The sequence below is a fragment of the Marisediminitalea sp. genome, assembly GCF_984433645.1.
On the sequence record NZ_CFIDRX010000004.1, the window covers coordinates 21,208 to 34,829 of the forward strand.

The 13,622-nt window shown below is 49.6% G+C and carries 11 protein-coding genes; 3 read left to right on the forward strand and 8 right to left on the reverse strand.

Going from position 1 to position 13,622, the window contains the following annotated elements; genetic code table 11:
- On the reverse strand, positions 1 to 1,128 hold the full coding sequence (locus tag AC4MRN_RS01210; RefSeq protein WP_073324936.1) for an HDOD domain-containing protein: 1,128 nt from the start codon (positions 1,126 to 1,128) through the stop codon (positions 1 to 3).
- A gap of 212 nt (positions 1,129 to 1,340) precedes the next feature.
- Between AC4MRN_RS01210 and AC4MRN_RS01215 the strand changes: the two genes are divergently transcribed.
- The 3 genes from AC4MRN_RS01215 (at position 1,341) to AC4MRN_RS01225 (ending at position 5,294) form a co-directional block, all read left to right on the forward strand.
- Positions 1,341 to 2,504: an FIST signal transduction protein gene (locus tag AC4MRN_RS01215; protein ID WP_491202263.1), complete on the forward strand. Its 1,164-nt coding sequence runs from the start codon at positions 1,341 to 1,343 to the stop codon at positions 2,502 to 2,504.
- A gap of 6 nt (positions 2,505 to 2,510) precedes the next feature.
- Complete coding sequence (locus AC4MRN_RS01220) at positions 2,511 to 3,866, forward strand: sensor histidine kinase (RefSeq protein WP_491202264.1); 1,356 nt, start codon at positions 2,511 to 2,513, stop codon at positions 3,864 to 3,866.
- Between the two features lie 132 nt (positions 3,867 to 3,998).
- Entirely contained in the window at positions 3,999 to 5,294 is a 1,296-nt protein-coding gene (locus AC4MRN_RS01225; RefSeq protein WP_155015166.1) for a diguanylate cyclase, read from the forward strand.
- Positions 5,295 to 5,362: 68 nt separating this feature from the next.
- On the opposite strand, the gene AC4MRN_RS01230 is transcribed toward AC4MRN_RS01225, so the two are convergent.
- Genes AC4MRN_RS01230 through xdhA form a run of 7 tightly spaced genes read right to left on the reverse strand, consistent with a single transcriptional unit; the run spans position 5,363 to position 13,377 of the window.
- Positions 5,363 to 6,595 carry a urate hydroxylase PuuD gene (locus AC4MRN_RS01230; RefSeq protein WP_490402892.1) on the reverse strand — a complete coding sequence of 411 codons (1,233 nt, stop codon included), beginning with the start codon at positions 6,593 to 6,595 and terminating at the stop codon, positions 5,363 to 5,365.
- On the reverse strand, positions 6,582 to 7,898 hold the full coding sequence (gene guaD, locus AC4MRN_RS01235; RefSeq protein ID WP_491202265.1) for a guanine deaminase: 1,317 nt from the start codon (positions 7,896 to 7,898) through the stop codon (positions 6,582 to 6,584). Before guaD ends, AC4MRN_RS01230 begins: the two co-directional genes overlap by 14 nt.
- A complete protein-coding gene (gene uraH / locus AC4MRN_RS01240; protein WP_073324930.1) occupies positions 7,898 to 8,221 on the reverse strand; it encodes a hydroxyisourate hydrolase in 324 nt (107 codons plus the stop codon). The genes guaD and uraH overlap by 1 nt, the downstream gene beginning before the upstream one ends.
- Entirely contained in the window at positions 8,218 to 8,751 is a 534-nt protein-coding gene (gene uraD / locus AC4MRN_RS01245) for a 2-oxo-4-hydroxy-4-carboxy-5-ureidoimidazoline decarboxylase (protein ID WP_370243749.1), read from the reverse strand. Before uraD ends, uraH begins: the two co-directional genes overlap by 4 nt.
- Positions 8,741 to 9,619, reverse strand: a complete 879-nt coding sequence (xdhC, locus tag AC4MRN_RS01250) for a xanthine dehydrogenase accessory protein XdhC (protein WP_491202266.1) — start codon at positions 9,617 to 9,619, stop codon at positions 8,741 to 8,743. The genes uraD and xdhC overlap by 11 nt, the downstream gene beginning before the upstream one ends.
- Positions 9,603 to 11,942 (reverse strand): xanthine dehydrogenase molybdopterin binding subunit, encoded by a 2,340-nt coding sequence (gene xdhB / locus AC4MRN_RS01255; protein WP_491202267.1) that lies wholly within the window; start codon positions 11,940 to 11,942, stop codon positions 9,603 to 9,605. Before xdhB ends, xdhC begins: the two co-directional genes overlap by 17 nt.
- Positions 11,935 to 13,377: a xanthine dehydrogenase small subunit gene (gene xdhA, locus AC4MRN_RS01260; protein ID WP_491202268.1), complete on the reverse strand. Its 1,443-nt coding sequence runs from the start codon at positions 13,375 to 13,377 to the stop codon at positions 11,935 to 11,937. Before xdhA ends, xdhB begins: the two co-directional genes overlap by 8 nt.
- Between the last annotated feature and the right edge of the window lie 245 nt (positions 13,378 to 13,622).

Consider the following 13,622-nt stretch of genomic DNA (forward strand, 5'->3'; position numbering starts at 1 on the left):
TTACTTTTCTCCCTCAGCACTAAACGCCTCGGCATAAACAGCAGGCAGGGTGGACAACCACTCTTCCATCGCTTCATTGTCATCTCTATGACAAAGATATTGTTGTGTTAACAATAACGTTTGAGCAATGCTGATGTCAGGATTTACTGGGCTAGCTTGTACCTGCAATAACTCTTCATGCAAATTATCCGGATAACACCATAGCGTAAGTAAAAAGGCGCTGATTAACATGGCGGGTTGCTTGTGGGTGTTGCAAAACTCGTCGTAAGCAGAGCGATCAGACTCAGCCAGTGCTGCCATGACTAATCTGCCAATGCCACTCAGCACCGCACAGATAAATGCGCGTTCAGTCTGAGCTTTGTTGTTCGACAGCCTCATAAAAACACGTCGAGTCACTTGCGCGTATTGCTCCGTATACTGGCAAATTTGTTGGTGGGCGTTAGCGGTAAGCAGATGCTCAGTGGCCTTTTCAATTGAAAAACTCATTGTCATGGCGTGCAGCAATTGTGTGCCAATTCTGGCTATGGCTTCTTCGAGTGAATCGGTGGCCCGGTGGTAACCCAAATAAGCAGAATTTGCCATCTGTAGTAATCGGGCAGCGATAATGGGCTCTTTACTAACAATATCGGCAAGGTGAGGGAGATCGCTCTGATCATTTGCCAATGCTTCTCGCAAGCGTGTTACTACATCAGGTAATACTGGTATCTGGCTGGACTGGCATATCAGACGTCGTTCATCCGTCGACAGGTTGAGTGCCTTCAGTGTCGCAACGTGTTCCAGGAATTCGATAAGCTGCTCGTCGGTAAACGGTTTAGCCAGCAACGTGTGTGCTACCTGATTGCAGGTTACGATGGCCTCATCACTGGTATCGCCAGTAACTAACACACGAATTGCCAAGGGATAGTTTTTGGCGACGCTTTTCAGGATTTCAGCGCCTGTAATTTGTGGCATGCGATAATCGCAGAAAACAATATCGGGAGATGGGGCTGTATCAATTTTCGCTTGCCACTCTTTTGGTGCTTCTATTAAAGAAACCTGCCAGTCAGGAAACAATCGCTTTGCCGTCCGCCGAATGGCTTTCAGCATTAAATCGTCATCATCAATGAATACTGCATAATTTTTATTCATCACAATTGCTCTGCCTGCCCAGAATCTGTGATGGCATCCGGCCAAACTATTCGTCCTGACTTACTGCTTCTGGCTTTTTAAGTTATAAATATATATACCAAATTATATTGCAAGTTTACCGACATTAACCTATATAAATCAATATAAATTGAAAATTGCATGTTATTAAGGTGTCAAATGCGACATTTGTGACGTGATGTGGAGTCTGCAGTATGCAAATAAATGTTAGGCGCATTGGATTGATTGACACAGAGCAATTTGCCGATGAACTACACAATAATGATGTTAACAGCGCTGACTTAAATATAGCCTTTGGTGATGTCAATGCAATTACTGCGTTATCAGATGCAGTATCAGATAAAACTAACTGGATTGCGTCTTCCAGTTGTTTAGGGGCCATGAGCCATTTGGGAACCGATCTGGGCGACAGCTTTGTCCACGTTATGTCATTGCAAAATACTCAGGGGGCAATTGGCGTTGCGTCGTGTGATATTAGCAATGGCAATGCAACTGAGTTAGCAGGAGCAACCATTGTCACTGCGATGCAGCGGGCTAATCGACTCGGAGAAATGCCCAGTCTGGTTTGGATCATTCAGGCTCCCGGACAGGAAGAAGCCGTACTGGACGGGGTACAAACTGTGCTGGGTAACTCGGTTCCTATTTTTGGTGGTTCGAGTGCAGACAACGCTATCGAAGGTAAATGGGTGCAGTTTGATGGTGAGCATTTGTATAGCAACGGGCTTGTCATTGCCGCCATGTATACCGAGGAGCCGATATCCTGTTATTTCAGCTCAGGGTATACCTCTACGCAAACCCAGGCTGAGGTTACAGCTGTTGAAGGGCGAGTTATTTACACCTTAGACAACAAGCCTGCAGGCGAGGTGTATAATCATTGGCTGCAAGAATACGGCCATCCACCGCTTAAACCTGGCAGTATTCTGTCGGACAGTACTTATTTCCCGTTAGGCCGGCATAAGGGCTGTAAGTCAGATCCTATCCCGCTTCTGAGTCATCCTTCAAAGTTGAACGATGACAACAGTCTGGAACTGTTCGCAACGGTAAAACAAGGTGACATACTTACCCTCATGCAGGGGGAACAGCACAATTTAATTTCCCGGGCAGCTGAAGTGACTGAAGTGGTATTGCGGACTCACGAACTGAATTACGAAACCCGACCGAAAGGGTTACTGTTGGTGTTCTGTGGTGGCTGCATGTTGGCTGTAAAAGATCAGCTGGAAACGATTCACGCGTCTATACTTAAAAAAGCACAAGGTCTGCCGTTTTTGGTTGCCTTTACGTTTGGTGAGCAAGGGTGTTTCCCCGATGGCAAGAGTCGGCATGGAAATTTGATGATTTCGGCTACGGTGTTTGGATAAAGTCACGTGACAGATATAGAAAGACTCCACGAAACCATTCAACAACTCAGTTATGAGAACGCTCAGTTAAGCCGCTTCAAGAAAATCAATCGGCTGATGCTGGAAGGGTTGGACGCAATACTGTGTTCTGAAAACCATGACGAAGTATTCGCCAGGTTATTTGATGTGATAAGTAACATCCTGCCTTGTGATCAGATACTTATTGCCCAACACGACGTGCAGCAAAGTACCGTTGTACCAGTGTGTCGACGGCACAATAAAGGTGAGTCCGGGCCCCTGCGATTTTGTGATTTGACCAACTTCTTTGACCATACGGTGAATCTGTCGAATGTAAATCTTGTTCCGGATTGGCAGTCTCAGATAGGGAAATGGTTGCCTGAAGCCAAATCAGTACTAATTCACCCTATTAATACGGCACAAGCCGAATACATCTGGCTTATTTCTGAATGTCAGATTGGTGCTTTTTCAAAGCAATACGAAGAAGTGTTTGTTTCATTCAGTGCTTTCGTTGCCAACACCTTGTCCCAGTTCGAAAAACGGCGTCTGATGACCGAAAAAGAAGCGCTTTTGGCTGAACGTGCCAGAATCGAGCGAAGTATGATCCATCAGGAAAAGATGGCGGCGCTCGGGCAACTTGCGGCTGGCGTTGCCCATGAGCTCAACAATCCTCTGGGCTTTATTAACAGCAATTTGTCGAGTTTACATGATTACGTGTCCCGCATTGAGCAATTCGCCAGACAAGCTAGCAGTGCAACTTCTGAGCTGGAATCGCAATTTAAATCAGCGGATTTGGACTACATTCTGACCGATACCGTGGATTTGGTTGATGAGTCTCTGGATGGTATGCGTCGGGCCACTGATATCATTCAAAACCTGAAAGCTTTCTCACACCCGGACGAGAAGACCACAAAATCACTGGACTTCCTTGCCGTCATTCGACAGGCACTCACAATTGTCCGAACTCAGGCCAAAAATATTGTTGATATCTACTTTGATACTGATTTGGAGTCGGCAACCGTTAACGCCAATGCCAATCAGCTGGCACAGGTCATAATTAACATTGTGACGAATGCTATTCAGGCCGTGAATCAGGGCTCTGGTCAGATAAATATTGCAGTGACCGAAGATTCGGCGCACATTGAATGCAGAATCAAAGACAATGGCACAGGTATCGATGAAAAGGTCCAGGCCAGTATCTTTGATCCCTTTTTCACGACCAAAGCTGTCGGTTTGGGTACCGGGCTGGGGTTATCTATTTCAAGGGCCATTATCGAGCAGTACAGTGGCGAGTTATTGCTAGAGTCAACCGGGCCAACCGGTACATGTTTTTTAATTCGGTTGCCACTTATTAATGAAGCTTAAATGCTTTGGGGCAAGCGTATATCTAACAAGCAGTATTGAATACAAAACGGGATCGATTACTAAAAAAGGATGTCAAGAAATTGAAGATAGGTCTTTAGTTTTTTGCAATAGCTCAACAGAGCGGAGGAATTCATGGCAGAAGTGGTTCAATCAGATGTATTTCAGTCAACGTTTGAACAATGTGGTATCGGGTTAGCGCATGTAAGCCCGGCAGGCGATTTTATACGCGTGAATAAAGCCCTGAGTAGTTTTCTGGGATACAGCCAGGAGGAGTTGGTAAAACTCGATTTTCAGGATATTACCCACCCCGATTTTTTAGACAACGACTTACAACACGTCAGCGAACTGATTGATGGGTTTTATGATTCCTATCAAATGGAAAAGCTCTATGTGCATAAGGATGGTCAGACGATATGGGGAAAGCTCACCGTTACGCTTGTGCGGGACGAACAGGGTGAACCCCAGTATTTTGTGTCTGTGGTCGAAGACATCGATGAGAAAAAACGCTTTGAAGCCCGGTACCAGCAGTCCCAGGAAACCTTTCGATTGATCGTCAGCGCATTGTCAGATCGCATGGTTGTTTGGGTTACAACGCCTGACTTAAAGCAATTAATCTATCTGAATGAAGGCTACTCCCAAATTTGGGGACGTGCGGGTAAGGAAATGTATGACGACCCGGCCAGTTTTATTCGACACATTCACGTCGCCGATCGCGACCGTATAAAGCAACACTACGCCAACCACATTGACGAGCCCTGGGTTCATGAATACAGGGTTATGCGCGACGATGGCTCATTGCGGTATATTCGAGAGCGAGGTCAGTTAATTCGCGATTTGGAAGGCAAAACAACCAGCGTCGTTATCACAGCCGATGACATCAGCAAAGATAAACACCTTCAGGAAGCCCTCAAGTCGGCAAACCATAAACTCAATGTGCTGTCTCGAACAGATGGCCTGACGGGGATAGACAACCGTCGGGAATGCTTGAGTCAGGTAGAAGATGAACTCAAACGACTATCACGGGTCAATGGTAAAACCACTTCCACACTCGCGTTTATTGACCTGGACGACTTTAAAACCATTAACGATAAATACGGACATCATGTGGGTGATTTGGCGTTAAAAGCGTTGGCAGAGCGGCTTACGTCGACCATGCGTTCAAATGATACTGTCGGGCGCTACGGTGGTGATGAATTCTTGTTGCTGCTAAGAGATACCGAAGAACACGAAGCACAGGTGGTGCTAAACCGCTTATTCGAAACGCCGCTTGAGGTGAAAAGTGATCAAAACGAAAGCGTTGCGATTTATTGTTCAATTGGTATATCTCAGTGGTTACCGCAATTTGAAGATATCCAAAGCTGGATAGAGCAGGCGGATCAGAGCATGTACCAGGTCAAGGGCGTGAAAAAGCCCATGACTTGTGAGTAATTAACAGCTTCAGGCTGCAGTTTGCGGGCGTTTATGCTCCGCAAACTACAGTAAAATGGCTGTTGTTACTATTGCTGTGCCCAACTGGCAATTACCGCCCGTTCTTCATCCGTCATATTGGATTTGTTCAGAAACGGCATATCGCGGGTCACTGTAGTGCGATGTATGATTTGCGGCGCTTGTCTGGTGACTTGCTCCCAGTTATCAAACTTCACACCTAATGGTGCAACGCGAAAAATATCATCGGTAGGGCTACTCGCGTGGCACCCCTGACAATGTGTTTCTACCAAAGCCATAACCTGCTTGTCCAATTCGGTTACAGGTTGTGGCTGGGCATTGGTCGGTTCGGTTGTTTCCGCCGCAGCGTTAGACTCGCTATGTGCAGTAACTACCGGCGCAGTTCGCGGCCACGACACCCAAAGCGCAATGGCCAGCATACCAATCGCACCTGAAATCAGAATTGACGGCTTCACTTTACCCACGTGACGTAAGTTAAAAAAGTGACGAATCCAGGCTGCCACCGCCATGAGAGCAACTAATACCAGCCAGTTTTGCGGATGCTGGTATGTCATAGGGTAATGGTTGCTGATCATGATAAATAGTATGGGCAGCGTCAGATAGTTATTGTGTACTGAGCGAAGCTTTGCTCCCGCGCCCCAGGCAGGATCTATCGGCTGTTGATTGGCGACGGCATTCACCATTTTGCGCTGGGCGGGCATGATATTTAGCCACACGTTGGCAACCATGATGGTACCGATCAGCGCACCCACGTGAATATAGGCACCGCGTCCACTAAACCAATGGGTCGCCAGATAGCTCACTACAACCAGCATTACCACTAACGCAATGGCAAACACCTTTGGGTAGTTGCCCAGTTTGGTCCGGCACGCTGTTTCATAGATAATGGCGCCGCCTGCAATTAAGGCGATGCCACGCAATATAGCTTCCGCCTCACTCATACTCTTTACTGCAGGGTCGATTAAGTAAGCCGCGGCAGCAAAGTAGTACACAATGATCAGCAATGCGATACCACTGAGCCAGGTTGAGTAAGCTTCCCACTTAAACCAATGCAGGGTTTTGGGCATGGTCTGCGGCCCGTAAGCGTATTTGGCTACTTCATAAAAGCCACCGCCGTGCACGGCCCACAGATCACCCTTGATCCCCTGCTTTTTCTTCCATTCAGGCGGGGTCTCTAAACTGTTGTCGAGCCATATAAAATAAAATGATGCGCCTATCCAGGCTACCCCGGCAATAACGTGAAACCAGCGAACAAACAAAGATAGCCAATCAAGCCAAGGCATCTGAACACTCCTGTTTTTGGTAAACGGGTTTTCCTGCAACCCAGGTTGCGACAGTTGCCCGATCGTCACCCAGCATGGTCAACGCAAAGAGCGCATCTTCTGCCGAAGTCGGGTCGTCAACTCGCAGTGAAGTAAGCGTATCGAAACGCGGATTCAATACAACGAAGTCGGCATCACTGCCGGTATTAAAGTTACCAATTTTATCGCTTAATCCCAGGCTGACTGCTGCGCCCTGGGTGAGCTTGTAAAGGCCTTCCAGCGCTGACAACTTATACTGTTTTAGCTGACAGATTTTATAGGCCTCGCCGAGGGTCTTGAGCATACTGAAACTGGTGCCGCCGCCAACATCGGTAGCCAGAGTCACCGGCACGTTAAACTGGTTAGCTTTGGCCATATCAAACAGACCACTGCCCAGGAATAAGTTTGAGGTCGGGCAAAATGCGGCAATAGCACCCTGAGCACCCATGCGCTGCCACTCACTGTCCGACAAATGAATGCAGTGGCCAAACACCGCGCGTTTGCGCACCATATGGTATTTCTCGTACACCGCCAGGTAATCCTCGCAATCCGGATACAGGGTGTTTACCCAGGCGATTTCGTCGTGGTTTTCAGACAGGTGCGTTTGAATAAATACGTCGTCGTACTGTTGAGCCAGTTCACCCAGCGCCGCCATTTGGGCCGGTGTGCTGGTGGGGGCAAAACGCGGCGTCAACGCATAGTAATTACGCCCCTTACCATGCCAGGCATCAATCAGGGCTGCACTGTCGGCCTGCGCCGATGCTGCGGTATCCTGCAGCCAGTCCGGGCAGTGTCGATCCATACAGACTTTACCTGCAATGGTAAGCATATTGCGTTCACTGGCTGCGCGGAACAGGGCTTCTGCAGAGGCGTTGTGAACACTGGTATACACCATGCCTGTGGTCGTACCGTTCTTTAAGCACTCGGTCAGAAACACATCGGCCATTTTGGTTGCGTAGTCCTCATCGCTGAACTGTTGCTCGGCGGGGAAGGTGTAATTGTCCAGCCAGGTCAGCAATTGTTCACCGTACTTAGCGATGATCTCGGTCTGCGGAAAGTGCAGATGCGTGTCTATAAAGCCGGGTAAGATCAGGCAGTCCCGATAATCGGTTACGGACGCATCAGGGTGTAGCACGCGAAGCGCCTGGTATTCGCCGGTTGCGGCAATTTTACCTGCCTCAATAAGCAACGCACCGTCGCGAAACTGCTCGATATCTGTGTGGTAGTCGTTCGTTGCCACGGGGAAGTGGTGAACGGCACCGCGAATTAACTGCTTGTCTGACACTAGCTACCCCGGTAACTGCTAAAACCGAATGGCGAGATCAACAGGGGCACATGATAGTGATTGCCCGAAGATGCCATGGTGAAATGGATGTCAACAAACGGGTAAAACGACTCACCATGCGTGCTTACCAGGTAATCCTTGCAATGAAAGCGCAACTGATAAGTCCCGTCTTCAAACTGGATGTCAGCCCACTGCTTGCAACGGCCATCGGCGTCGGTTTCAGCGGTAACCTGACGGCCGTCAGGGCAGGTGAGTGTAACGGGCAGTCCTGCTACAGGCTTGCCAGCAGTCGTGTCGAGTACATGACTGGATAATGTGATCATGAAGTAGTCCCACTGTTGTGCTGCGCTGGAGTAAGGCCTTTACCAATGCGCAGTAGCGTAATATTAATCTGTTGTTCGGCCGCGTTTTGCAATTCGATTTGCGTTTGGTTTGGCAGTCTTGCTTTAAGGGCTTGCAACATCGTGTCTGCGCTCAGGCCAGTTGCACAAATGATGAAAATAAAGCCGTGTTTGTCTTTGTATGCGTGATTGAGTTCATGCAACTGTTGCAGCGTCGCTTCGCTGGCATGCTGAGCGCCTTGTTGTTCAGAAGCGGCGGTGGCTTGCGTATTGGCATACTTAGCGCGTAAACTGTTTACATCGCCAATCATCGGGTGTCCGTCAAATGCCTCCAGGTAGTCCTTGGTGTCCATAGTCGCCCAGATTGTCTGAGCCGTTTCTTTCACCGCTTCTACGCTGTCGTATGGGCGGTTGGCCACCATTTTATGACACCAGTTGGAAGCGCTACAGGTGGTTTCAAACCACTGATAGGCTTCTTGCGATGTCATGCTATTGAGTTGTTCAAGCGTCATGATATTCCTGTTGCGTTTGCTGACTGGAGGTCGAATTGGTTGACGGGTTGTGTAAGCGTTGAATCAGTTGAGCGCTTACCGACACCGCCACTTCAATGGGTAATTTCCCGGGGACAGCGGACTCGCCAATGGGAGAATAAAAATCACCAAGTCGACTTTCTGCTATGCCTTTCGCCATAAGCCGTTGTTGGAAACGACGAGTTTTAGTGTCAGAGCCTATCATGCCAATATACGGCAGGTCAGGACGTTTAAGGGCTTTCTCAGCAAGTTCAAAATCGAGCTGATGGTCGTGGGTCATAATGATTACCCAGCTGTCAGCCGGTAATAAGGCAATTTCGCCGGTAGGGGAGTCGTCCAGCACAAACTGTACGTTGGCTGGCAGCGCATGCTGAGGGACAAGCGACTCGCGATTGTCTATCCACCGAACCTGTACCGGAAGTTGAGCAATAATGGGGATAAGTGCCTGAGCAACATGACCTGCGCCAAACAGGGCGACGACCTGCTGGTGGCTGACATGGGTCTCAATTAATAGCTTAACGGCACCACCGCAACATTGCCCCAGCGCGCTGGCCAGTGGAAACGCGTGTAATTGTTGATGATTGGTACGCTGTTGCGCCGCGTTTGCCAACGCCTCACGCGCCAATGCTATTGCTTTGAATTCCAGGTGACCACCGCCAATGGTGTCAAATTGTCGGTCGGGGGTGACAACCATCTTGGTGCCTTGTTCCCGCGGGGTAGAGCCTGCGGTAGTCAATACTGTAATAAGCGCATAGGGTTCAGCGGTGCGCTCACAGTGAGTCACCGCTTCAAACCAGCGCTGAATTTGCCAGTGAGGTGGCGCTACAGTGTGTTCAGGCTGATGCATCATTGTTCTCCGTTAATGCCGTAATTGCCGACAGCACGCGCTCTGGGGTCGCCGGCACCGCGATGTCCGGATCATTCTGGTAATCTGCCAGGCTGGCCACCGCATCTTTTATGGCACACCACACGGATATAGCGAGCATAAACGGCGGTTCGCCGACCGCTTTGGAGTGGTAGATGCTATCCTCGGCATTGGGACGATCAAACAGCGACACGTTAAAGTGTTGCGGGGTATCGCCTACGGCCGGTATCTTATACGTAGCAAGATTATTGCTGATCAGTTTGCCGTCTTGGTTCCAGCGCAGATCTTCGGTTGTCAGCCAACCCATTCCCTGAATAAAGCCGCCCTCTATTTGCCCGCGATCAATAGCCGGGTTCAGACTGGTACCGACATCGTGCAATATATCCACGGCATCTACTGTGTATTCACCTGTCAGGGTGTCAACACTGACTTCTGACACCGCTGCGCCGTTGGCGAAATAAAAGAACGGGCGGCCCGTGCCTTGTTCGCGGTCATAATAAATCTTGGGGGTGCGGTAGTAACCGGTGGCCGACAGTGAAATACGCGCCATGTAGGCCTGTTGAATCAGCTCTGCAAAAGCGATGTTGTGCGCGCCTGCAGTGACATAACCATTGGCAAATATGACGTCTTCCTCAGCCACGCCATGTGTGTCGGCAAATAGCGCAGCCAGACGAGACTTCAGGGTTAAACAGGCGTTTTGCGCTGCTTTACCGTTCAGGTCTGTACCGCTTGAAGCAGCGGTAGGCGAGGTGTTGGGTACTTTATCAGTGCGCGTGGCAGTCACCTCGATATTGTCTAGCTCAACACCGAACTCATGGGCGACAATCTGACCTATCTTCGTGTGGAGGCCCTGACCCATCTCGGTACCACCATGATTGACCTGAATGCTGCCATCGGTGTAAATGTGTATCAGTGCACCCGCCTGATTAAGGTGTTTGGCGGTAAAAGAGATACCGAATTTAACGGGTGTCAGTGCAAGGCCCTTTTTAATGATCGGGCTTTGCTGATTAAACGCAGTTATTTTCTCTCTGCGCTGCCAATACTGACTGGATTCCGTTAATTGGGTCATCAGTGCAGGCAGAATGTTCTGCTCTAGCGTCATGCCATAGGGGGTAGTCAGGCCTTTTGACTCGCTATACAGATTCTGCATACGCACGGTTAATGGATCAAGCCCGGTTTGCCTGGCAACGACATCCATCATTAACTCGGCCATGATCATGCCTTGCGGACCACCAAAACCACGAAAGGCAGTATGAGAAACCATGTGGGTCTTCAACCGGTTTCCGGTAATAGCGGTTTCGCCTAGCTGATAAGCGTTGTCGACGTGAAACATCGCACGGTCAACAATGGCGTCAGACAGGTCTGGAGAGTGACCACAAATGCCATTAACAGTAATGTCTGCGCCCAACATATTGCCGTCGTTATCGAAGCCGATTTTAAAGGTGTTTTCGAAAGGGTGGCGCTTGCCAGTTACCTGCATGTCCAACATACGAGGCAGCCGCATTTTCACCGCTCTGCGTTGACGCATGGCAAACACCGCGGCCAGACACGCCCATTGTGCGGCCTGAGATTCTTTACCGCCAAAGCCTCCTCCCATACGTCGCATATCCACTGTCACTTTATGCAGTTTAATGCCGAGCACTTCAGCGACGAGCTTCTGAACTTCACTGGGGTGCTGACTGGAGGTGTAAATCATGACCCGATCATCTTCCTCGGGTAAGGCCAGACTTGCCTGACCTTCCAGATAGAGATGCTCCTGGCCACCGACACTCAGGGTGCCCTCAGCGGTCAATGGCGCTTGTTTCAGGGCTTGCTCTGCGTCACCCTGACCAAATTGGTGTTGTGGGCGCACGGTGCTGTTGGCAGACAGCGCGTCTTCAGCGGTCAGGATTGCAGCTGACGGCTGAATGGTAAATGTGGCGAGCGTCGCCGCTACACGTGCCTGCTCTTCTGTTGCCGCCAGTACTGCGAATAGGGGCTGACCGTGAAATTTAACTTCACTGTCTACTAATATTGGGTCACCTTCGAATACCGGTCCAATGTCAGTATGACCAGAGATGTCTGCAACCGTGATGACATCAATTACCCCAGGGGCCTGCTTTACGTTAGTCAGGTCAAGAGACGTCAATGTACCGCTGGCTACATCGGTAACGCCCACACAAGCATAGGCAATATCTGCCGGCACCGGGATGTCATCTACGTAGCGCGCACTGCCCATTACCTGACGGATCGCACTCTCATGCTTCGTGGGTTTTAACAGGGGAGATTCATTGTCCTGGCGCTGTGGTTGTTCGATTAGTTTACGCATAATGAGGCACCCGTGTTGTTACCAGCAATGCTGATTGGGTTTCAAACCAGAAACGCTGCCATAAATTGCCCAGTACCTGATTGCGATAGGCGGCACTGGCACGCACATCGTCAATGGGATTAAACGCTGAGGTAAGAATACGTTTGCCGAGCTGGCGAGTGGCTTCAGCCTGCCAGGGTTGGCCAATTAACTGCTCGGCCAGCGCATCACAACTTACTGGCGTTGCGGCCACGCCGCCAAAGCCAGAGTTAATCGCCGCGACCATGCCATTTTCCAAGGTAACAGCAAACACTGCACAGACAGCAGAAATGTCGTCTTCGTGTCGCTTGGAGACTTTGTAGGCACGTAACTGCGTGTTCGCCTGCAAGCGTGGAAAATGAATTGCTTTGATCCATTCGCCTTTGCGCAGTTGGGTTTGACGGTAACCGGTAAAAAATGTGCTTGCCGGTAGCAGGCGGGTCTCATGGCCATCGTCGGCTTCGATAGTGGCGTTCAATGCCAGTAAAACAGGGGGCATATCGCCAATCGGCGAAGCATTGGCAACATTCCCCCCCAATGTAGCCTGATTGCGGATCGGCAAGGAAGCAAAGCGCTCTATCAACTCGTGCAGGGCTGGAAAATGCGCAACCAATACCGGGTCGATATCGCTGAGCGGTAACGCAGCGCCAACAGATACCTGTTCGTCTGTTACAGTGATCTGTTTACAATCCTTCATCCGCTGAGTACTGATGAGTTCTGGCAGTGACTTCAGTTGTTGCGTTGACTCTAACGCCAGGTCGGTGCTGCCGCCGACCAGACGGGCATCCGGGTAAGCCGCCAGCAGACCAGCCATGGCTTCACGGGTTTCAGGCAGATGAACGCCATTTGCGAAAACCTCGGTGTGCTTTGCGTGAATGTCTTTGAGCTGGGACAGAGTCTGTTGCTGTTTTTGTGAGAAAGCATCTGGCTGGCGACGCTCGCACACCTCTGTGGTTGCATCAATAATAGGGCGGTAGCCCGTACAACGACATAAGTTTCCCGACAGTGACTTGTTCACCGTCTCGCGGGTAGGCTCAGCGTCGCTCTGATACAGCGAAAACATTGACATTATGATACCCGGCGTACAAAAGCCGCACTGACTGCCGTGATGGTCAACCAATGCCTGCTGTACAGGATGTAGCTGCTTTCCATCAGACAGGTGCTCAACGGTGATCACTTGCTTGCCATGTAAATTCGCCAATAGTGTTATACAGCTGTTCACGGTTCGGTACTGCAAGCCGCTTTCATCTGCAGTCATTTCACCAAGAACGATCGTGCATGCACCACAATCGCCCGCGGCACAGCCTTCTTTGGTGCCGGTCAGCTGCTTTTGCTGACGAAGAAATTGCTGTACGGATATCCCTGTGTCGCATTCTTCTAAGCTAACCGGTTCATTATTAAGTAAAAATTCAATCATTGTTGGCTCCGAGCCAGCTAGTAGGGGGCTCGCCCCCGGGAGTTGTCTAACATTATAAGCATAATACATTCAAAAAGTAGACCAAGTGGTCAGATTTTTTAAAAGAATTACTGGTCAGACGCGTGCTGCACGTCTGTTTATATCGCTAAACATATTCAAAATTTGTGGTACGATTCACGCGACATAAAAAATCTCTTTCTGAGCAGTTTTCAGCTCTTAAACTGAATTATGCAAAAATGATGACT